The sequence below is a fragment of the Thalassospira lohafexi genome, assembly GCF_002844275.1.
In the GTDB taxonomy this organism is placed as follows: domain Bacteria; phylum Pseudomonadota; class Alphaproteobacteria; order Rhodospirillales; family Thalassospiraceae; genus Thalassospira; species Thalassospira lohafexi.
This window is the reverse complement of sequence record NZ_NXGX01000005.1, coordinates 262,020-282,343: the sequence shown is the minus strand read 5'-3', so window position 1 is coordinate 282,343 and position 20,324 is coordinate 262,020. Positions and strand designations below refer to the sequence as shown.

Annotated in this window: 20 protein-coding genes; 12 read left to right on the top strand and 8 right to left on the bottom strand. The window is 52.8% G+C overall.

Annotated elements, in window-relative coordinates; translation table 11 throughout:
• Positions 1-2: 2 nt before the first annotated feature.
• Complete coding sequence (locus tag COO92_RS13795; RefSeq protein ID WP_101303023.1) at positions 3-1,040, bottom strand: AAA family ATPase; 1,038 nt, start codon at positions 1,038-1,040, stop codon at positions 3-5.
• 115 nt (positions 1,041-1,155) lie between these two features.
• Here COO92_RS13795 and COO92_RS13790 point away from each other — a divergent pair, with 115 nt between their 5' ends.
• The 5 genes from COO92_RS13790 to COO92_RS13770 all read left to right on the top strand — a co-directional run bounded on the left by COO92_RS13790 (position 1,156) and on the right by COO92_RS13770 (position 4,716).
• Entirely contained in the window at positions 1,156-1,734 is a 579-nt protein-coding gene (locus COO92_RS13790) for a DUF1285 domain-containing protein (protein WP_101303021.1), read from the top strand.
• Positions 1,734-2,378 (top strand): CoA pyrophosphatase, encoded by a 645-nt coding sequence (locus COO92_RS13785; protein WP_101303019.1) that lies wholly within the window; start codon positions 1,734-1,736, stop codon positions 2,376-2,378. The genes COO92_RS13790 and COO92_RS13785 overlap by 1 nt, the downstream gene beginning before the upstream one ends.
• Before the next feature lie 23 nt (positions 2,379-2,401).
• Positions 2,402-2,689: a hypothetical protein gene (locus COO92_RS13780; RefSeq protein ID WP_101303017.1), complete on the top strand. Its 288-nt coding sequence runs from the start codon at positions 2,402-2,404 to the stop codon at positions 2,687-2,689.
• Positions 2,690-2,752: 63 nt separating this feature from the next.
• The gene (locus COO92_RS13775) at positions 2,753-4,066 is read left to right on the top strand and encodes a CCA tRNA nucleotidyltransferase (RefSeq protein WP_101303015.1); all 1,314 of its coding nucleotides are present in this window, start codon (positions 2,753-2,755) and stop codon (positions 4,064-4,066) included.
• Positions 4,066-4,716, top strand: coding sequence for a GDSL-type esterase/lipase family protein (locus tag COO92_RS13770; RefSeq protein ID WP_101303013.1), 651 nt, complete (start codon positions 4,066-4,068; stop codon positions 4,714-4,716). Before COO92_RS13775 ends, COO92_RS13770 begins: the two co-directional genes overlap by 1 nt.
• 47 nt (positions 4,717-4,763) lie before the next feature.
• Here the strand turns inward: COO92_RS13770 and COO92_RS13765 are convergent, their stop codons facing one another.
• The 4 genes from COO92_RS13765 to COO92_RS13750 form a co-directional block, all read right to left on the bottom strand.
• Complete coding sequence (locus COO92_RS13765; RefSeq protein WP_101303012.1) at positions 4,764-5,114, bottom strand: hypothetical protein; 351 nt, start codon at positions 5,112-5,114, stop codon at positions 4,764-4,766.
• A gap of 162 nt (positions 5,115-5,276) precedes the next feature.
• Positions 5,277-7,097, bottom strand: coding sequence for a GGDEF domain-containing protein (locus tag COO92_RS13760; protein WP_240626437.1), 1,821 nt, complete (start codon positions 7,095-7,097; stop codon positions 5,277-5,279).
• Between the two features lie 236 nt (positions 7,098-7,333).
• Positions 7,334-8,287: a site-specific tyrosine recombinase XerD gene (locus COO92_RS13755; protein ID WP_101303009.1), complete on the bottom strand. Its 954-nt coding sequence runs from the start codon at positions 8,285-8,287 to the stop codon at positions 7,334-7,336.
• Positions 8,288-8,298: 11 nt separating this feature from the next.
• A complete protein-coding gene (locus COO92_RS13750) occupies positions 8,299-10,287 on the bottom strand; it encodes an antifreeze glycopeptide (protein WP_101302975.1) in 1,989 nt (662 codons plus the stop codon).
• Between the two features lie 561 nt (positions 10,288-10,848).
• On the opposite strand from COO92_RS13750, the gene COO92_RS13745 reads away from it, so the two are divergent.
• From COO92_RS13745 to COO92_RS13720, 6 genes are all read left to right on the top strand, one after another.
• Positions 10,849-11,460 (top strand): shikimate kinase, encoded by a 612-nt coding sequence (locus COO92_RS13745; RefSeq protein WP_101302973.1) that lies wholly within the window; start codon positions 10,849-10,851, stop codon positions 11,458-11,460.
• 4 nt (positions 11,461-11,464) lie between these two features.
• Positions 11,465-12,580: a 3-dehydroquinate synthase gene (aroB, locus tag COO92_RS13740; protein WP_101302972.1), complete on the top strand. Its 1,116-nt coding sequence runs from the start codon at positions 11,465-11,467 to the stop codon at positions 12,578-12,580.
• A 151-nt stretch (positions 12,581-12,731) separates the two neighbouring features.
• Positions 12,732-14,006, top strand: a complete 1,275-nt coding sequence (locus tag COO92_RS13735; protein WP_022731569.1) for an HlyC/CorC family transporter — start codon at positions 12,732-12,734, stop codon at positions 14,004-14,006.
• A gap of 220 nt (positions 14,007-14,226) precedes the next feature.
• Positions 14,227-14,676, top strand: a complete 450-nt coding sequence (locus COO92_RS13730) for a CBS domain-containing protein (protein WP_101302970.1) — start codon at positions 14,227-14,229, stop codon at positions 14,674-14,676.
• Between the two features lie 164 nt (positions 14,677-14,840).
• A complete protein-coding gene (locus tag COO92_RS13725) occupies positions 14,841-15,482 on the top strand; it encodes a DUF2889 domain-containing protein (protein ID WP_101302968.1) in 642 nt (213 codons plus the stop codon).
• A gap of 153 nt (positions 15,483-15,635) precedes the next feature.
• Entirely contained in the window at positions 15,636-16,979 is a 1,344-nt protein-coding gene (locus tag COO92_RS13720; RefSeq protein ID WP_101302966.1) for a hypothetical protein, read from the top strand.
• Between the two features lie 29 nt (positions 16,980-17,008).
• Here COO92_RS13720 and COO92_RS13715 read toward each other — a convergent pair whose 3' ends face one another.
• The 3 genes from COO92_RS13715 to COO92_RS13705 all read right to left on the bottom strand — a co-directional run bounded on the left by COO92_RS13715 (position 17,009) and on the right by COO92_RS13705 (position 19,327).
• Positions 17,009-17,635 (bottom strand): c-type cytochrome, encoded by a 627-nt coding sequence (locus COO92_RS13715; protein ID WP_101302964.1) that lies wholly within the window; start codon positions 17,633-17,635, stop codon positions 17,009-17,011.
• On the bottom strand, positions 17,635-18,888 hold the full coding sequence (locus tag COO92_RS13710; protein WP_101302963.1) for a PQQ-dependent sugar dehydrogenase: 1,254 nt from the start codon (positions 18,886-18,888) through the stop codon (positions 17,635-17,637). The genes COO92_RS13715 and COO92_RS13710 overlap by 1 nt, the downstream gene beginning before the upstream one ends.
• A 142-nt stretch (positions 18,889-19,030) precedes the next feature.
• Positions 19,031-19,327: a BolA family protein gene (locus COO92_RS13705; RefSeq protein ID WP_101303349.1), complete on the bottom strand. Its 297-nt coding sequence runs from the start codon at positions 19,325-19,327 to the stop codon at positions 19,031-19,033.
• Between the two features lie 160 nt (positions 19,328-19,487).
• On the opposite strand from COO92_RS13705, the gene COO92_RS13700 reads away from it, so the two are divergent.
• Positions 19,488-20,138, top strand: a complete 651-nt coding sequence (locus tag COO92_RS13700; RefSeq protein ID WP_022731561.1) for a J domain-containing protein — start codon at positions 19,488-19,490, stop codon at positions 20,136-20,138.
• Positions 20,139-20,324: the final 186 nt, after the last annotated feature.

Below are 20,324 nucleotides of genomic sequence, written 5' to 3'. Positions count from 1 at the left end.
TCTCAGCTCTCCTGAAGGTGGGCGAGGGCATCTGTGATCAGGCTTTTTGCAGTATATCCTTCGGCACGCGCACCATAGGTCAGGCCAAACCGGTGGCGCAGAATGGGAACAGCCAGTTCAGAGACATCCTCAAGCGATGGCGCAAACCGGCCATGAAGCATCGCCCGCGCCCGGCAGGCTAGTGACAGCGATTGTGCGGCACGTGTGCCCGGACCCCATGCAACATTATCGCGGATGTCGACCATTGATGTGCTTTCCGGGCGGCATTCGCGGCACAATGCAATGATGATATCAAGCACGCGGTCGGGCATCGGCAGGCGGCGGACAAAATCCTGTGCCTCGGCCAGATCATCGGCCTGAAGAACCTGTCTTGGCCGTGTTGGATAGCGCCCGGTGGTTTCGGTGACGATTTTGCGTTCTTCATCCGCATTGGGATAGGCTAGACGCACTTCAAGCAAAAACCGGTCAAGCTGTGCTTCTGGCAGCGGATAGGTGCCTTCCTGTTCCAGTGGGTTCTGGGTTGCCAGAACATGGAACGGTTCAGGAAGTTTGTGACTATAGCCCGCCACCGATACTTCGTGTTCTTGCATGGCTTGGAGCAGGGCCGACTGGGTTCGTGGGCTGGCACGGTTTATTTCATCAGCCAGAAGAAGCTGGCAGAACACCGGCCCCTTGATAAAGCGAAAGGCGCGTTTGCCATCCGTGCCTTCTTCAAGGACTTCGGACCCTAGGATATCGGCAGGCATCAGGTCAGGGGTGAACTGAATGCGCTTGTCCAAAAGGCCCAGTACTTTGCCCAATGTATGGGCGAGTAACGATTTCCCAAGCCCCGGCGCACCAACCATCAAGACATGGCCGCCAGATAAAATACCGATAAGTGTTTGCTCTACTGCCTCATTCTGCCCAAATATAATGGATGAAACCATTTTGCGGGCTTCGGCCAGGCGACCGACACATTCGTCCAAACGCGCGGCGTCGCGTTCAAGACTGCTATCTTGGGAAAACCCCATCTCTTCGGGGAAACGTGGCGCGTTTGTCATGGCGGGAGACTTTGCTTCCTCTGTTGCAGTGCAATCGCTGACCAGATTAGGGAACGCAAAAGAATTCACATAATCACTACGGGAAAACATTTGGTTCCGGAGTTAACTGTACAGCATGAGCAATAACGAAAAAACCACCGATCTCGCCGAAAAACTTTGGTCGCGCCTGCGCGGGCAAAAGCCCGACACCGGACGGCATCCGCAGATTTGCGGCGATATCCCTATGTCTATAGGTCGGGATGGCACATGGTTCTATCAAGGTGGGCCCATTGGCCGAATTGAGTTAGTGAAACTTTTTTCTTCTGTCCTGCAACGTGATGAAGAAGGCGGTCATTGGCTTGTGACCCCTGCTGAAATGGCGCGTATTGACGTTGAAGACGTTGCATTCATTGCCGTTGAGATGGAAAACAAGGGTACAGGCCATGATCAGATCCTTCGATTCCGCACCAATATTGATCAATGGGTCGAATTGGACGGGGATCATGCGTTGCGGGTTGAACATGATCCTGAAACCGATGAACCATCGCCTTATATCGCGCTTGAACGCGGGCTTGAGGCGCGCCTGAACCGGGCGGTATTTTATCAACTTGTAGAATTGGCTGAGGAAATCATTGAACCTGACACCGGGATGACGAGTATAGGTGTATATAGTCACGGACAGTTTTTTGAGATTGGCCGTATGGAGACCGTTTAATGACGCCAGCTGAAATCATTGCCGCACTGAATGCCCCGCGCGGTGATGCCGTGCAGCGCCGTGGTGATCACGCTGTCGATTATCCCGGATCAAAATCACGCGCGCGCGCCTTTGCTGACGGGGATTTGATTGCCCGTCCGGCGGCGGTTCTGGTTCCACTTGTCAAACGGACCAATGGATTACATGTCATTTTAACCCGTCGGACGGATCATTTAAGTGATCATGCCGGACAAATCAGCTTTCCCGGCGGCCGACAGGAAAAATTCGACGTCACCATCGAAGAAACGGCCTTGCGCGAAACCGAGGAAGAAATTGGTCTGAACCGGGGCCATATTGAACTGATTGGTCGCATTGATGATTATTACACCGTGACGGGCTATCAGGTGACCCCGGTGATCGGGCTTGTGACACCGCCGTTTGATCTGGTACCAGATGATCACGAGGTGGCCGAAGTGTTTGAAGTCCCGTTGGAATTTATCCTCAATCCGGGCAACCAGAAACTGCAAACCGTGACCTTTGAAGGCACACGGCGGCGATATTTTGCCATCCCGTACCGGGAATATTATATCTGGGGTGCGACCGCCGGGATGCTGGTTAATTTCAGCGAAGTCCTGCGGGCATCGCGCACCGAGATGCACACATAAATGACGTTCAGGGAAAAAGCTTCATGCTAAGACAAATCATTCAGATTGGCCTGCCCCTGATACTGCCGTTTGTCCTCTATGGCATCTGGTTGAAATTCGCACGTGCCAAAGCCATCCGCGAAGGCCACGATATCGTGCCACCCTGGAGCAAAGGTCCGTGGCTGTTGCTGTTTGGTGCGGGTGTTGCGTTAACCGCAGCAATCCTTATTTACACCGCACTTGGGACTGGTGCGCCGCCTGATTCCATTTATCATGCGCCTTCATTGCGTGACGGTGTTGTCGAACCGGGCTATTTCGAACCCAAAAAATAACACCCCACGACCTTTGAACTTAGGTCCTGCCCCTAGACAACCGACGGACATCAAGACTGTGCGATGACAGGAATGGAAGCAACAGGCAGATTGCGGCCCTATGGCATTATGGTCGCGGAAGATACGGCACGCGTGTTTGACGCCATCGAACAGCACGGCGGGCGTGCCCGTTTTGTTGGGGGTGTCGTACGCGATGCGTTGCTCAGACGTGATCTGCATGATGTTGATATCGCCTGTGATCTTGGCCCGGATGAAACCACATCCGCACTTGAAAAGGTTGGCATCCGGGTAATCCCGACAGGAATCAAGCATGGTACAGTGACTGCAATCACCGATGCCGGTGCGTATGAAATTACCACGTTGCGGGTTGATGTCTTAAGCGATGGTCGTCATGCCGAAGTTGCCTTTACCGACAACTGGTTTGAAGACGCCAAACGGCGCGACTTTACATTCAACGCGATTTATTGCGATCTGGACGGTACTCTTTATGACCCGTTTGATGGTCAAACCGATCTGGGCGATGGGCGTGTCAGGTTCATTGGCACGGCGGAAAATCGCATCGCAGAAGATTTCCTGCGCATTTTGCGGTTTTTCCGGTTTCAGGCGTGGTTTGGACGCCCCCCGATTGACCCGGTTGGTGCCGAAGCCTGCCGCAAGGGGGCGCGTGGATTACTTGATATTTCCCCTGAGCGCATCCGCGATGAAATGTTAAAGCTGCTGCTGGCCAAAAGCCCGGCGGGCACCGTTGGCGAGATGATCGGATTTGATATTTTACCCCTGATCTTGCCGCAACTGACCCAGACAGCGACCCTGCGCATCATGCAATGGCTTGATAGTACCGCATTGGCCGATCCGGCCATTCAACCCGATCCCCTTCGACGTTTGGCAGCACTGTTTAAGCCCACAGATGACAACGATGTTAGCGCTAACATCGCCGAAGAATTCGCCCGGTCCTTACGTTTGTCAAACACCGAAGTAGATCGGTTCAGTGCGATGATTTCTGATGCGCCGCTGATTGAATCCGACCTTGATGCCGATACCGTTCGACGTGATTTGTATCGGATTGGGGCTGATCGTTTTCGGGATGCGGTTCTGTTGGCATGGAGCATGCGGGCTTCTGTCCCGCCGCGGTGTACCCAAGACGAAAACAAAGGCTGGCAAAACCTTATTGCAGCTGCCGCTGATTGGCAGCCAAGACACTTGCCAATCCAAGGCCGCGATATTCTGGCCGCCAAGCTTGCCCCGGCGGGCCCGAAAATCGGCATGCTGTTAAAGCAGGCCGAAGAATATTGGCTGGATCGTGGATGTGAACCCGACAGCGCAGAATTGATCAAATACCTTGCCAGTCACCCGATGACGGACGAACAGGAAGCATAATGAGCAAAGCTACTACTGGACATCGCATTTGCTGTTTTGGTGACAGTTTGGTCAATGGTGTGCGTGATGGGGAAAAAGGTGGCTGGCCGATGCGATTGGGCCGCCGTTTGCTGGGCGAGGCAAAGCGCGAAACCACCATTTACAATCTTGGAATTCGCGCTGAAACGACCGAGGGCCTGAAAGCACGTTGGAAGTTTGAAGCCGAACTGCGCATGGTGGCTGAATTTCCGTCGCTCTTGTTGTTCAGTTTTGGTGTTAATGATGCCAATCATGCCGAAGACCGGGGTGAGGAAACCACTATGCGGGTATCTCCCGCCAAATCAGCCGTGAATGCCGCCGAGATTATCGGCGAAGCATCCAAACTGGCACCGACACTGTGGATCGGGCCGCAGGCGGTGATTGATGGCGGTAAATCAAGTCAGGAAATCAACGAACGGCTTGAAGGGCTTAACCAGATTTATCTGGAAACCGCGCGTGGGTTTGATGTGCCCTATCTTGATCTGCTTGGCACGACGCTAGCCGATGAAATCTGGCAGCGCGCATTGCGCCGTGGCGACGGTTATCATCCAGATAAGACCGGCTATGACCGGTTGGCTGATTTGATCTGGGATTGGAATGACTGGCAAAAAGCGGTTGGTCTGATCGACTGATCTTTACGGTATTCAGCACAGCGCAGCCGTTTGGAGATGCCTGAGAATCAGGCATAGATATCGATATACTGACCACGGCCATTTGATGGGCTTGCACCAGCATTCGCTGTGCCGGACGGATCATATCCGGTGGCGCCAAATTGTTCGATATCGTTTTCAAGAACGATGTCACGTGCGTCATTGCGGACAAATTTTTGCTTTTGATTGCGGTCCTGTTCAAAGGCGCGCACTGCGCGTTCAATTTCTTCGTCCGATGTAACGGCAGCCTGATTGTTCTTATCGACAATCTGGTCTTGCTGTTGCTGATCCTGCTGGGGTTGCTGACGCGGTGCGATTGGCCGCGCTGGACGAACCGGAATGACTTGTTGCAGGTCGGATGAAGAAGAAACGCTAACCATCGACGTGAAATGCTCGTTTAAGGTGGTGTTATTTTGACGGGATATTAAACGCAGCGTAGATAAATAAAAGCATTATTTTGTTGTTTTCAAAGCCCTATTGCGTCTCCGATATCGCGTGATATTCAAGAAATACCGATCAAAGACCGATAAACCCAAACGGCTTTAGGCAGGTATCTGCGCGATTTCATCGTTTGTACCCGGCATTTCATAACAGGCACTGGCGAACCGCGTAGGACTGCTTTTTGCCGTTGCTTTGAGTTTGGCGGCCGCGATTGAAATATGATCAAGGGTAATGTCGCTGCGTTCCGGGGGGATGCGCACCATCGCCGCACTGACACTCATCAGGTCAAACCGCGCTTCAATACCGTCGCGTCCCTTACCGGTCAGATAGCCAGCTTCGCGCGTTTCGGCGTCATAGAAGCTTTTGATCTGTTCATCGAACATGGATTGAACACGTTTAACTGCGGCGATGGCTTCTTCGAAATCGACTGATTGAACATAGGCAAAGAAGTCATCGCCGCCAATGTGGCCGACAAACCAGTCATTCTGGCTTAGCACCTTGCCAAGGATATCCTTGAATAACAGGATCGCCCGGTCGCCCTGACGGAACCCATAGCGGTCATTGAACGGTTTGAAGTTGTCAAAATCAAAATAGACAGCAAAGCGACGTTTGCGCGTGTTCGACAATGCATTTGCCGCATAACGATAAATCGCACTATTGCCCGGAAGACGCGTGAGCGGGTTTTCATCACGTGCATTTAGCGTGTTGCGTTCATTCACCGCATGCAAAAGCGCACTTTGGTCAAGCACGCCAAGGTATCGACCGTTCTCGGTCAGGATGACGCCGTCAATTGCGTTGGTGTTCACAAATGTCTCAAGCAGTTCAGACAGGCTGGTTCGGATATCGGCAACCGGACAGCGGCGCAAAAACCGTTTGATATTGGTGCGGTTGGCCGGATTTTGCAGCAACTCGCGCCCAAACGGGGTGTAGATGAAAGATTTGAATTCAGAATCACGCACCACGCCAAGCGGTTCGCCATTCTGATTAACCACCGGCACCAGCGAAATATCCGGGTTGTGCTGAAAATAGGTCAGAATATCAACCGGGTTGATGTCGCTTGGCAGGGCGGGTGTATCGAGAAGGTAAGATCGAACAACATCGTCGTCACGTTCAGTTTGCCGGCGGTTGTCGGCGGCAAGGTCAGCCGCGATCTTGATGGTGTCTGTTTGTTCGGGCAATTCTATTGACGGGTGGGCAAGGAAAAAGCCCTGCACCAGGTCACAGCCAAGTCGGCGACAACATAGGAATTCTTCGCGTGTTTCGACCCCTTCGGCGACGACTTGTGCGGCAATCATATGGGCAAATGCATTGATTTGCGTGACAAACAGTTCCTTGCGACGGTCGCGGTCGATGCCGTCGATAAAGAACCTGTCAATCTTGATGATATCAGGCTCGCATTCATAGATCGCACGCAATTGGGCAAAGCCACTGCCGTAATCGTCGATGGCAATTTTGAAGCCCTGACTGCGATAGCGGACCAAAATATCCTGAAGATACTGGGCGTTGCTGATGTCGTGACGTTCGGAAATTTCCAGAAAAATCGTGTCACGCTCAAGCCCGGCATCTGACAGTAACTTTGCCGTTTGCCCGGGTTGGTAATCTTCGGTCTTAATGACACGGTTATCAAAATTATAAAACAGTTTCAGGCGCGTGGCACCGGGGAGGCGGGCAAACTTTTTAATCGCCTTTTCACGCAGCATCATATCAACGCTGTGCAGATTGCCGGTTTCCCAAGCCGTATCAAACAGGGCCTGAATGGATGCGAACCCGGCACTATCCCAACACCGTAGTAACGCTTCATAGCCAAAAACATGCCCGGTGTGCGGGCTGACAATCGGCTGGAAGGCAAAGTCGACTTTGTCGACAACCTGTTGCCAGTTTCGAAGCACGACAGGCTGTGCGGTGGGTCTGTTGGTTGTCACTGCAGTGTCTGCATTATGGGCCAATGCAGTTCCCCGATTTGCCAAAATGTTTGCGTTCCCTGAGAAAGACGATCAAGACAGTTTTTGTTTGATTTGCTCTAGCTCAGGTTTGGCAACAACTTGATGACAGTACGGTTACGAATATATGACAACCGCAGAAAACGTGCATTTTTTCGCAAAATGACGGTCGTTTACCTATACGGACGGCTTGGACAAATTTTACGAGGCTGTAAGCGTTACTCTGGTTTACCCATATGTGCCAGGGGATGATGTTCCTGCACCAGCCCGCGCAACCGTGACTCGAGAACATGAGTATAAATTTGGGTGGTTGAAATATCCGAGTGGCCCAGCATTTTTTGCAAACTGCGCAAATCGGCCCCGTTGGCCAAAAGGTGGCTGGCAAAGGAATGACGCAAAACGTGCGGGGATACCCGTGACGGTGCCACACCCGCATCAACCGCCAGATCCTTGATCATGTTCAGGAACATTTGCCGGGTCAGATGCCCGGTTTTTCCACGTGACGGGAAAAGGTATGAGGATTGCCCGGCGCGGTTTGTATGGCCGTCGGATTTGTCTGATGGAATAAAAGCATCGCGCACCGCAATGTAGTCACGCAGGGCATCACGGGCCGGATCGGATAAGGGCACCAGACGTTCCTTGTCGCCTTTGCCCCTTACAATCAGCATTTGGGGATCGCGTGCCGCCGCCGCATAGGGCAGTTCAACCAGTTCGGATACCCGCATGCCGGTGGCATACATCAATTCAACCATCGCCAAAAGACGTTTGCCTTTAATCCCGGAATGATTGGATGCCGCCGCAATCAGGCGATCAATTTCATCGATCGTCAGGAACTTTGGCAAGGTCTGGCCTTGCCGGGGACTGTCGATATTGGCCGAAGGGTCTTCGTTGCGATACCCGTCGGAATACAGGAACTTGTGAAATTGCCGAACGGCTGAAAGTCGCCGTGCCTGTGTGCGCGGCGCAAGCCCGGCCGCACCGAGTTCGGCCATATAGCGCCGCATATCACCATCACCCGCCGTCACAGGATCAGATTTTCCTGCCTTTAACGATCCAACATAATCGTCAAGATCGCGGCGATAGGCATCAAGCGTATGTGGACTGGCCCCGCGTTCAGCCGCCATCATTTCAAGAAAGGCCGAAATCAACGCGCTTGCAGGTGCCTTTGTCATTGCACGTGCCGTTACCGGTCAGACGCCAGAAGAAGCTCAACGGCCAAGTGCTGTGCATCTGCTTGAAGGCCAACCATGGTCAGGGCGGCAACCGTATCGGCAAGTGCCTTTGGATCGGCATTTGGCATGGTTGCAATCTGTTGTGCCTGAATGGCCATTGCGACGGTTTTTGCCTTTTGATTTCCGGTTGCGCCAACGCGCAGATAATGATTGACCACACTGCTGATGGTTGTGCGTTCTTCGGCATAAGGTGCAATCAGCAAGCTGTTCCATGCCCCTTCGGGAACCTCGATGCCAAATCCATCATACAGGTTGAAAACCAGTTCGGCATTACGTCTCGCTGCTGCCTGATCGGAACTGGCTGCTTGTATTTCCTGCCATTCGGTCATGCGGGACCGATGATCGGTTAAGGCCTGTAGATCGACCGTTTGCGATGGTTGTGTCGGCGCCGGTGTTACTGCACCACCCAGACCAAAACGTGGCTGGTTGGTGGTCGCGCCATTCATGACGTCCTGATTGACTTGAACGGCATCATCGTTTGGTTTTGGCGCGCCGGTGTCTTCGAGACCCGATATCGCGAGAACAGGGTAAAGCAGGCTCAAGCGCGACGAAATATCATTGCCGGGATTTGCCGAAGACTTGGCAACCTGAAGCCAGCTTGCCGCACGTTCGATGCTGTTAACCGCGATCGATGTCTTAAGGGCCGTGATTGCAAACCAGGAGAAATCACCATTTATCGGAATTTCTTCCACCAGTGGAGCACAAAGCCGCGCGGCCTGAAGGAAATCGCCTTCGATCTGGGCGGTTTCAAAAAGGGCTGCGAGTATTTCTGCACGTACGGCAGGCACATCGCTTTTTGCGGCAGCCTGATAAAGTTTGGCGTACTGACGCGCCTGAACGCCTTCGGCGGCATCATCTAGGGCATTTTCAAGATCGGCCGGATCGAAGTTGACCGCGCTATAAATATCGCCAAGCTGTTGGGCACTAATTAGGCCAAGGTTTTCGGCCTTGTGGGCAGCTTCAAGGCGTACATCGGTCGGGGTTGCAACCGCGTTGGTGAGGCCAATGATGGACACCGCATTTCCGGTTTCAAGCTGACTTTCCGGGATGGATTGTTTGGCGATAGATAAAAGCGCGATATCAATCGGGCGTAAATCAGTCAGAAGATCGGCATCAACCGCCGTTCCACCGCGAATGGCCGCGACCAGACCAAAGAATGTTGCGTCGCTTTCCCCGTCCATTTCACGGACAAGGTCGACCGAAAATGCGGCAGATGTCGGATCATTGGCATGAAGCGCGCACATGGCTGCTGCTTTTAGCCAGAACATTTCATCGTAAATGGCGCTGTAGCTTTCAATCGTGGCACAGGCATCATCGATGCGTCCGGCAATCAGAAGCGCGTTAACTTCGGCCTGTGCCAGCATGGCCCCACGCGATCCTTGCGGGGTTGCGCGGACCAGATCAATTGCGCCGTCAAGCGCACCCATGTTGATCAGTTTGGCAACGCGTGCCTCAAGCAGGCTGACCTTGGGCGTGTCTTGCGGCAGGGCGGCTACCGACAGTAGCAGCCGTTGTTGTAAATCACGTGCGGTATGTGTGGCCGGGGTGGCGGGAAGTTCTGAAACCAGCTTGGCTGCTGATTTACGTGTCGTGCCGTTCCACATATCAACACCAAGACCGCCTTGCGACGGATCAAGGGTGCCGACTGCTTCGGCATCAATAGCCTGAAGGGTCACGGACTGAACCGCATTTGGATCAGACGGGAAACTGTTAACAGACGTTGAACCCGACCCAAATCCACCGGGGTTTGACCCGGTTGTGCCATTGTTGGCAGGCATGTCGTTCCCGGGTTGAGTTACTGCATCTTGCTGTGCTTCCTGTTTTAAAAACAAGGGCACAGGTGCTGAATTCTGGGCATTTGCGGTTCCCGGCGCAAGTCCGGTTCCCGTCATCATTGCCAGCAAACAGGTCTGCAGTAACAGGCGGGAACGCAATGTCATCTTAATTGAACCTCGAATTCGGGATGGTTTCTTCGATTTGGCTGGTTGGGGCCGGAATATCCCAGGTGACCAGGAAAACGGCGCCGCCGACGATTACAGCAAGGACCAGCAACAGAATAATACGCGATAAGATCTTCATTTTTATCCAGACTTCGATGCGTTTGTGCGAATGACGCGTCTACCAGTATGCTGACGAAGCAGAAAGATGCAAGATACGCAAACAGCGATATACCCAATCGGGCAAAATCCCGCTTGGGACTGTTTGGCTTTGCCTCATCCGTGCCGTGATACAGGTTTATGTTCAACGGGCTGGATGACATTCTATTTCGGCAACTTCAAGGCAGTATAGGTGTCGGTTCCTCACAGAGCGTTAACAGCAAAGTCGCAACGAACAATTGTCTGATCCGCATTCGTAATCGCGGCATATAACGTGCGAGAACAATTTTACGCGGTAAATTGTCGTAAAGAGCGTGCGGTTCGCTTGCGTTCGAGGCTAAGCTGGCCTAAAGAATTAGGTAAATTTTGTTGAAACCGGATGAACTACAGGACTGCAAACCGAACATGGAGAGCAACATTGCCGAGTCGGGTTTGCACGAAGACGTGATTGCCAAAATCCGCCGGGGCCTTAAGGGTTACCCTTTGGTTTTCATTGGCCTTATGGGTGCAGGAAAAAGCTGTATTGGCCGTATGGTCGCCAAGGAACTGAACCTGGATTTTGTCGATGCCGACCGCGAAATAGAAGAGGCCGCTGGCTGCTCGATTGCTGATATCTTCAAGCTGTATGGCGAAGAAGCATTTCGCGACGGCGAAGAGCGTGTGATTGCCCGCTTGCTTGAAGGTGAGCAACTCGTGCTGGCCACTGGCGGCGGGGCGTTTATTCGTGAACGCACTCGAAAACTCATTCTCGAAAAATCTGTATCAGTGTGGCTGCGTGCCGATCTTGAATTGCTGTTGCAACGGACCAGTGGACGGACACATCGTCCGTTGTTGAACCGGGGCAATCCGCGTAAGATTCTCGCAGATTTCATTGAGACCCGTTACCCGATTTATGCCGGGGCCGACATCATCTTTGATTGTGATGAATCGTCCAAAGAAGAAACCTGTGACGCAGTTCTCGAACTGATGGCCAAGTCCTTTGACGATGACGGCAATTTGATCAGAACAGGAAGCTAACACAGTGAGCAATCACGACACTCTTCGCGTTGAACTTGGCGCGCGCAGCTATGACATCCTTGTGGGCAGCAACCTTTTGGCCGATACCGCCAAATACATCGCCCCCTTCGTGCGTAAAGCCGGGGTTGTCGTCATCAGTGATACGGTTGTTGCCGACAAACATCTGCCCACGGTTCTGGCGTCCCTTGATGGTGCAAACATCGCGCACCGCGAAGTTGTTGTGCCGTCGGGTGAAAAATCCAAAAGTTTTGCCACGTTCGCAGATGTCGTCGAACAGATATTGGCGATGGGAATTGAACGGTCGACCGTGATCATCGCATTGGGCGGTGGGGTTGTCGGGGATCTGGCCGGATATGTGGCGGCTTCATTGCTGCGTGGGCTTGATTTCGTGCAAATCCCAACGACGCTTTTGTCGCAGGTCGATAGTTCGGTCGGCGGGAAAACCGGGATCAATTCCAAATCGGGCAAGAACCTTGTCGGTGCGTTCCATCAGCCACGTCTTGTTCTGGCCGATACCGCCGTTCTCGACACATTGTCGCCACGTGAAATGCGCGCTGGCTATGCCGAGGTTGCCAAATACGGCCTGATTGATGATCCGGACTTCTTTGCGTGGCTTGAAGAAAACGGGCAGGCGGTTATCGATACCGACGGGCCTGAGCGCCGTCAGGCTGTGATTAAAAGCTGTGCGGCAAAGGCCCGCATCGTGTCCGAAGATGAACGCGAAGGCGGTAAACGCGCCTTGCTTAACCTTGGTCATACATTCGGTCATGCGTTTGAAGCCGAAACCGGTTATGGCCAGAAACTTCTGCACGGCGAAGCAGTTGCCATGGGCATGGTGATTGCGCATGACGTGTGTGGTGCCATGGGCATGGCACCCGCAGGTGAAAAAGACCGCATTGTCGCGCATTTGAAATCGGTCGGTTTGCCGGTATGCGCATCGGAAGTTTCGGGCATGCACTGGGACATCGACAAGGTCATCAGTCATATGTCGCGTGACAAAAAGGTCCGCGACGGCGAGATCACGTTTGTCATGACACGTGGTATTGGCAAGGCGTTTACGTCCAAGGCGATGGATGTGGATAAAATGCGCGCGGCAATTACCCGGTCATGCCGCGGCTGAGCATCGTGCGATCCATATTAATCTGATTGTTTATGTCTGGTCGTTTTTAGCGACCGGACTTGTGAAGTCGTTGACGTAGCGACAATTGACCTTACAAGTGATTTACGGACAAAGTTGTCCGGTTGCGATCACTCTTTGGAGACGGCCCTGAATGACAATCACGATTGTCGTGATTTTTTTCCTGCTGATGTTGTCGGCATTTTTCTCTGGCTCGGAAACCGCGCTTACGGCAGCGTCGCGTCCGGTCATGCATCACAAGGAACAGGATGGCGACCTCAGAGCCGCGACGGTTAACAGGCTGCGCCAGTATCAGGAACGTTTGCTTGGGGCGATTTTGCTGGGCAACAATATGGTCAACATTCTGGCCTCTGCCCTTGCGACTTCGGTGATGATTGAACTGTTTGGTGAAAACGGTGTTGTTTACGCCACCATCGCCATGACCGCACTTGTTCTGGTGTTTTCAGAAATTCTGCCAAAAACCTATGCGCTTCAGCATGCCGATACCATGGCGCTGCGTGTGGCCCGCCCGATGAGCATTCTGGTGGTTGTTTTTGCACCCATCACGCAAAGCATTCAGGTGATTGTTCAGGCAACCTTGCGGCTGTTTGGCAGCGGCGAAGGCCCCGGCATGGACAGCGAACGCGAATTGCGTGGTGCGATTGAACTGCACGCCGATGATGTGGTTGTTGGTGACCATCATGCCGAACGCACGATGTTGCACGGTGTGCTTGATCTTGAAGACGTTGGCGTATGGGAAATCATGGTGCATCGCCGCAAGGTGCAGATGATCGACATTACCCGCCCTATGGACGAAATCCTTGATACGGTTCTGGCCAGTCCGCACACCCGTATCCCGATTTATGAGGAAGACCCCGATAACATCGTTGGCGTTCTGCATGCCCGTGAAGTGTTAAAGGCGGTCGTGCGCGGCGCCAAACCGGCGACGGCAAAAGAAGTCCGTGAACTGAGTTCCGAGGCGTGGTTCATCCCCGATTCAACGACCCTTGCCGATCAGCTCAAGGCGTTTAAGGAACGTCACGAACATTTCGCAATTGTTGTCGATGAATACGGTGCGTTTGAAGGTGTGGTTTCACTCGAAGATATCCTTGAGGAAATCGTGGGTGATATCGCCGATGAGACCGATGTCGAAGTGATTGGTGTACAGCCACAAACCGACGGATCGGTTATTGTGCGCGGTGACGTGACCATCCGGGACCTCAATCGTCGTTTCGCATGGCGTCTCCCAGACGAAGAGGCCGCAACGGTCGCAGGATTGTTGCTGTATGAAACCCGGCGCATTCCCGATGTTGGTCAGCAGTTCCGTTTCCACGGATTTGAATTCGAAGTCCTGCGCCGAATTCGCAATCAGGTCACCCGAATCCGCATGCGTGAAGTGACCGACCTTACCACCGACGACCGCGAATAGGCGGTCGTTCTCTGCCGGTGGCGTTGCCGTGCTTTGATTTCCCATTTTGGCGTAAACAGTTTTAAGTTTTTCGACTTATGGGTTAAAATCAGGTTTGAGCTCTTGACCCAAAAGATCGCAGGACCATTTTAAAATAAGGTCCACTGCGTTTCATCGCGCAGCACCAGATGATCTGATCGGGTTTGGACATGTGGCAACAGCAATCCGCAGAGAGAGAAGCATGGATACGAAAATCGTACCAGGCGTGGTCAAGGAACAATCCATCGCGACCCTGAACCCCGCCGATTCCGTGATGGATGCCGTGAACATGATGTCGGAACGAAAAATCGGCGCGGTTATCATTGTCGATAACGCGGCAAAGCTTGCCGGTATTTTCACCGAACGCGACCTTGTGAACCGTGTTGTTGCAAAGGGAGAAGACCCTGCCACCACACCACTTTCGAAAGTCATGACGGCAAACCCCGATACGTTGGGGCCAAATGATACTGCGATGAACGCGCTGGAACTTATGAGTGCACGTCGTTATCGCCACCTGCCGGTTGTCGACGGGGATGCGGTGGTTGGCATGGTTTCGATCCGCGATCTGTTCAACGTGGTGAAAGCCCAGCTCGAAGAAGATGTTCGCGAACGTGAAAAGTTCATCTTCGGGTCGGATTACGGCGTGGCATAGGCGCCTTAACACGTTTGTTTAGCTTAATCTTTTATCAGAATTCTTTCGCGATGACGGGGGCATGGTTCCCGTCATCGCGTGGAATGATTTGGCAAGTCAGGACTTTGCTACTTGACATCACATGGGTGAAGGACTTTACGTTTACGTAAAGGAGAGATAGCCCCATGCCATTATCCAGCCCCGCCGCCCGCGAACATATTCACACCCGCACTGTGACCTGTCAGGGTTTTCGCCGCGCAGATGGTTTGTGGGATATCGAAGGCCATATCACCGATACCAAAACATACGGATTTGCCAACAACGACCGTGGCGAAATCCCGCCCGGTGTGCCGGTTCATGAAATGTGGCTGCGGGTGACAGTTGGCGATGATCTTGTGATCCGTGCGGTCGAAGCCGTCACTGATCATGCACCGTTCAATGCATGTGATGCGATTGCACCGGCATATGAAAATCTGGTTGGGTTGAAACTCGGGCCGGGGCTTAGAAAGCAGATCAGAGATCGGGTCGGCGGCATTCACGGTTGCACGCATCTGACCGAATTGATGGGGCCAGTGGCGACCACTGCCTTTCAGACAATCTTTCCGATCCGTTCACGTGAGGCGGAAGAAAAGCGTTTGGCGCAATTAACGTCTGGTGACGGTTCCGATCCGGCCAGTGATGCCGCGCCAAATAAACGAAAAATGCCGCTGATTAATACATGTCATGGTTGGCGCAGTGATGGTGCGGCGGTTAAGCGCATTGCGCCAGATTTCTATACCGGCGATGAACCCATCGACGAAGATGACGACAGCCTGCGGGAGCTTTGAAAACAAAGCCGGCATTGTCTTGCAAGTCCCTTGCAGATTTCCAATATCTTTAAGGTTAGGGGCTGCTAATTTATTGCGTTCTGCCCCCTTAAGTATTCGTCCACTGCAATTGTCAGGCGACAGATGATGTGTTCCCGATGCAAAAAGGCAGCCATGCGACCTAAGGATATTGGTTTGCGCGATGTGTTCATACGCGGGCTGTTGACGGTGTTGCTTGGCTGTGGGGTGGGCGCTACTGTTGAAATACCGGTCACATCAGCACAAGAACTTGCCTTGCCGGTCGAAGAAGTTGGCCAGACTATCGGCGACGGGATGGATACGTTTTTGATCCTGCAAACCAATCTTCAACCGCCGTATCAGGAATTGCAGGACGGGATGCTAAGCGGTTATTCCATTGCCGTACTTAATTGCGCGTTTGACCGGATTGGCATTGGGTATGGGCTTGCAGTTGCCCCGCGTCAGCGAAATCGCGAAATGGTCCGAAGCGGCAGGGCCGATGGCTTTTTCCTTGCCCGCCTTAGCCCGTTTATGGACGAATACGCTGTGCCATCCTATCCGCTGGCACTGGAAAAATGGGTCTGGATTTCCAAGCGGTTCAGTGAAAGCGATCCCCGTTCTGGCTTGCAGACTAAGCCCGTTAATATGTCTGCCGTTGGTGCCATTCTTGGGTCGAATGAAGCCGAATGGCTCCTAGAAGAAGGTTATGCTGACATTAACCGTGCGCCATCGTTCTCATCATTGGTTTCCCAAGTGATGGCAGGTCATGTGGAATATGCGCTGGTTGATAAACAAAGTTTCGAAGCTGCCCGTAATGAGCTTGGCTTAGGGTCGGAAAATTTCGAACTGCGCTTTGAACGCTATGCACCGTTGGTCGTTTATTTTTCAAAAGTGTATCTGCAAAAATTCCCCCATATGTTGAATGATCTCAACGACAATCTGGAATTTTGTGAAACCGTTCCGATGAATCTGGAGCCATGGGAAAGGGCGGCGATTGAACGCGATCAATTGCCATCAATAGAAAAGCTGGCGGGCGCATCGGAGCTGATCACAAAAATTCGCACCGAACTGGATGGCGCAACCTACGACACAGAAACCCGTAAACTGCTTGATGTTGAATGGATCGCCAAAGTGCGAAACGGTGACATTAGTCTTGCGGCGTCCAACATCTTGGAAAACGACCTGTCGCAATATTTGCGGAAATTCCAACAGGCATCGGGTGGTCACGTCGCGGAAGCCTTTGTTTTCAATCTTCGTGGTGAAGTGATCGGCATGAACCGGGTGACGTCTGATTTTGATCAGTCAGACGAGACGAAATTCCAAATGACCGATAACCTAAATCGCGGCCATGCCCAGATTGATGACATCCTTTTTGATGGCTCGACCCGTTCTTTCCTGTCGCAGATTACCGTTCCTGTAATTGATCCGGATACCGGCAACGTCATGGCGGCACTCACCGTTGGTTTGGATGTGTCCGCCGCATTGCGCCCCGAAAGCTAAACTTCCCGGTCTACGCTGTTGGCGGTGATTTATGTCCCCGACGGATCAGTGATCTTGATGTCGATCTGGCTATACCAGTCTGATGCCTGCTGCATTTCGGCGTCTGTCAGATCTTTGGCAATCGGGGTCATGACGTCATGTGTGCGCTTACCGGTCCGGAATGCCTTGATCTGGGTTTCGATGTAAATGTTGGTTTCGCCGGCCAAATTGGGGGCATCGGGCAAATTCGAAATACCGTTTACGCCATGACAGCCAACACACAGCTCCGGTGCGTCGTCTTCTGTCTTGCCTGCAGGTAAGGTGGTCACAACGTCAAAATGATTGAACCATGTTGCGACATCCCTGATTTGGTCGTCGGATAATCCGCGCGCAACCACAGTCATCATTTCATGTTCGCGTTCGCCGCTTTTGAACGCGTGCAATTGCGCCATCAGATAGTCAACGGTTTCCCCGCCAATATGTGGTGCAATCGGAATGCGGGCCTTGCCATCCAGCCCGTGACAGGTTCGGCACATGCCCGCAACCTTGCGGCCATCCTTCAAGTCACCGGTGATTTGGTTGGCGGTGGCGTCAGAGGCGGGGAGGTCGGTGTTTTGAGCGAACAGAACCCCGGCGGGCAAAAGCCCGCCGAGGAGTGCGATCATCAGAATACGCATCAATTGCCCTCATACCAGATGCGATACAGTGCCCCGGCAAGATCATCTGAAACAATGATCGAACCATCGCGCAGTTGGGCGACATCTACCGGACGGCCGAGATATTCGTCATTCTCGTCAATCCAGCCTTCGGCAAAGGGTTCGATGCTGGCGTTTCCTTCGGCATCAATAAAGGTCACCATCACACGCGCACCAACCGGTGTCGTGCGGTTCCATGACCCGTGCTGGGCCGAGAATATGGCGTTCTTGTATTTGGCCGGAAACATCTTGCCCGTATAGAAGCTCATGCCAAGGTCGGCGGCATGGGCAACGGTTTCGACCGCGGGCATCACGACGTCATATGGGACGTCCTGTCCTGCATATTCATTGGTACGTACATCGCCGCCGCCATACCATGGATGGCCAAAGTGCTGGCCTGCGGCAGTTTGATGGTTGATTTCGCCGGGCGGAATTTCATCGCCCATGCCATCGACCTGATTATCGGTCCACCACAATTCGCCGGTTTCCGGATGAAAATCATGACCGACGGAATTGCGCACCCCGTAAGTATACACCTCACGCTCGGTACCATCGGTATTGATGCGGATGATGCCGCCGATCCCGTGGTCGCGATACAGATCAAGTTTTTCAGGTGGAGACACGTTAAACGGCTGACCGAGCGAGATATAAAGTTTCCCGTCCGGACCGATTTTGCAAACACGTGCGGTGTGATTGTAGCTTTCTTCTGCTGGCGGGATGAGATCGCCTTGTTTGACGACATTGAATGCTGCGACGTCCGGGCTTTCATAGAAAAATTCCGCAGCAGGGAAGGTCAGGACGCGATTCTGCTCGGCGATATACAGCATGCCGTCAGGTGAGAAACATGGACCGTTCGGGATGGCAAAACGAAGTGATGGGGCAAAATCCTTCACCTCGTCGGCAACGCGGTCCTTGTTGCGGTCGGTGACCGACCAGACCTTGTCTTTGCGGGTGCCAACAAAGACAACAACCCCTTGTGGTCCAACGGCAATATGACGGGCGTCGGGAACAATGGCATAGAGACCAATCTTGAACCCGGGCGGTAATGTGATGCCATCAAGGGTCTTTTTGATCCCGGCGGCATAGTTGCCACCCTGTTCAATGACGGTGAATTCTGTCGTTCCGGTTGATTGAAAGTTTGAGAGCTTTTCGAGATTGTCCGGCGCAGGTGCTTGCGCATGTGCGGTGCCAGATAAGACAAGGGCAATGGTCGCCCCGATAAGGCGCTTGTTCATTACATAGTCCTCCCGTTTAAACCAGATACCATTGACCGGTATCTGTGCCACGCCTGCAATGGTTGCAGGCGTGGCTTGTTCTTAAAGCAATGCGCTTAAACGGAAAGATCGTCTAGGTTGATTTCACAATGCGGAAATCGCCTTATGTGTTTCTTTGTGCCGCTGCTGCTTCGTACTCGGCCGGGGTCATGGTTTTCAGGGCGAGCGCATGGACCCGGTCCTTGAGAAGCTCGTCAAGGGCGCTATAAACAAGTCGCTGACGGCTGACGCGGTTTTCTCCATCAAATTTGTCAGAGACAACCAGAACTGAAAAATGGGACTCGCCGCGCGGGTCTGCACCCGAATGACCGGCATGTTTCGACGAATCGTCGATGATTTCGAGTTTGGCCGGGGTAAATTCTTTGGTCAGGATGTCACGAATCTGATTGGCAACCTGCATGATAAGAGCCTCTATTTCCATTGGATGTTTGCAGATCACTGCAAAAAACGAAACGTAGGGTGACGTTCTGTCATGCGACGGCAGTTTTTCAAGCCTTTTATCGCATTTAATCGAACCGTATGATATTGCGAGCAGCGATATCCAGAACATATAGACGCACATGAACCGAGGACACCGCAACAAGCGCAGAACACTTTATCATGACGAACCGGTCTTGCCCGAATGCGATTGGCCAGACTGTGACGGTCATGGGGAATTTCGTGCGCCCAAAGATCGCAAGCTGAGTGAGTATTATCAGTTCTGCCTCGAGCATGTGCGCGAATACAACAAATCCTGGAACTACTATGCCGGCATGAAGGCCGAAGATATTGAAAGTGACATGCGCCGTGATACGCACTGGCAGCGCCCCACTTGGCAGTTCGGTCACATTCGCGGGTCCAAAAAGCCGTTCAATTTCAAATTCCGGGACGGGTTCGGCTTTTTCAATGAAGACGGCGATCAAACCCATCATGGTCCCGGGGCCGATGACCGGGCGCGCGCAGAGCAAAAACGCAAAAGCGAAGAAGCTCAGCGCCGTGCAGGTGCGCTTGGCATGCCGTCCGAACAACAACAGGCGATGGCGACGCTTGATCTTGGCTGGCCGTTTACCCGAGACGAGTTGAAAACCAAGTATAAGGCCCTGTCAAAGAAGTATCACCCGGACGCAAATGGCGGGGATAAAGTGGCAGAGGAGCGGTTTAAAATGATCAGTGCGGCTTATTCGTCCTTGATGAGCTATATCCGCGATCTTGAATCGCGTGTTTCACTTTGATCCTGAGTGGATTTTTGTTAAATCCGATTGTCGAACCGGCCCGTAGGATGGCTTATCGATTAATCCTTTTGCGGTAATAAAGATTTTTTGCGCATCTTCCCTTTGTGTGATGCGACTTAGCCGCTATTAATGAGCAAGTTTAATGAAACGACCGCGCCACCAGCGTCGGTCCAAGATAATGCGCGA

Coding starts and splice junctions, on each gene's coding strand:
- COO92_RS13795 (WP_101303023.1), bottom strand. CDS start 1,040: ATGACAAACGCGCCACGTTTCCCCGAAGAGATGGGGTTTTCCCAAGAT.
- COO92_RS13750 (WP_101302975.1), bottom strand. CDS start 10,287: ATGACATTGCGTTCCCGCCTGTTACTGCAGACCTGTTTGCTGGCAATG.
- COO92_RS13790 (WP_101303021.1), top strand. CDS start 1,156: ATGAGCAATAACGAAAAAACCACCGATCTCGCCGAAAAACTTTGGTCG.
- COO92_RS13775 (WP_101303015.1), top strand. CDS start 2,753: ATGACAGGAATGGAAGCAACAGGCAGATTGCGGCCCTATGGCATTATG.
- COO92_RS13755 (WP_101303009.1), bottom strand. CDS start 8,287: ATGACAAAGGCACCTGCAAGCGCGTTGATTTCGGCCTTTCTTGAAATG.
- COO92_RS13735 (WP_022731569.1), top strand. CDS start 12,732: ATGACAATCACGATTGTCGTGATTTTTTTCCTGCTGATGTTGTCGGCA.
- COO92_RS13705 (WP_101303349.1), bottom strand. CDS start 19,327: ATGCAGGTTGCCAATCAGATTCGTGACATCCTGACCAAAGAATTTACC.
- COO92_RS13770 (WP_101303013.1), top strand. CDS start 4,066: ATGAGCAAAGCTACTACTGGACATCGCATTTGCTGTTTTGGTGACAGT.
- COO92_RS13720 (WP_101302966.1), top strand. CDS start 15,636: ATGCGACCTAAGGATATTGGTTTGCGCGATGTGTTCATACGCGGGCTG.
- COO92_RS13745 (WP_101302973.1), top strand. CDS start 10,849: ATGGAGAGCAACATTGCCGAGTCGGGTTTGCACGAAGACGTGATTGCC.
- COO92_RS13725 (WP_101302968.1), top strand. CDS start 14,841: ATGCCATTATCCAGCCCCGCCGCCCGCGAACATATTCACACCCGCACT.
- COO92_RS13785 (WP_101303019.1), top strand. CDS start 1,734: ATGACGCCAGCTGAAATCATTGCCGCACTGAATGCCCCGCGCGGTGAT.
- COO92_RS13730 (WP_101302970.1), top strand. CDS start 14,227: ATGGATACGAAAATCGTACCAGGCGTGGTCAAGGAACAATCCATCGCG.
- COO92_RS13715 (WP_101302964.1), bottom strand. CDS start 17,635: ATGCGTATTCTGATGATCGCACTCCTCGGCGGGCTTTTGCCCGCCGGG.
- COO92_RS13710 (WP_101302963.1), bottom strand. CDS start 18,888: ATGAACAAGCGCCTTATCGGGGCGACCATTGCCCTTGTCTTATCTGGC.
- COO92_RS13780 (WP_101303017.1), top strand. CDS start 2,402: ATGCTAAGACAAATCATTCAGATTGGCCTGCCCCTGATACTGCCGTTT.
- COO92_RS13700 (WP_022731561.1), top strand. CDS start 19,488: ATGAACCGAGGACACCGCAACAAGCGCAGAACACTTTATCATGACGAA.
- COO92_RS13765 (WP_101303012.1), bottom strand. CDS start 5,114: ATGGTTAGCGTTTCTTCTTCATCCGACCTGCAACAAGTCATTCCGGTT.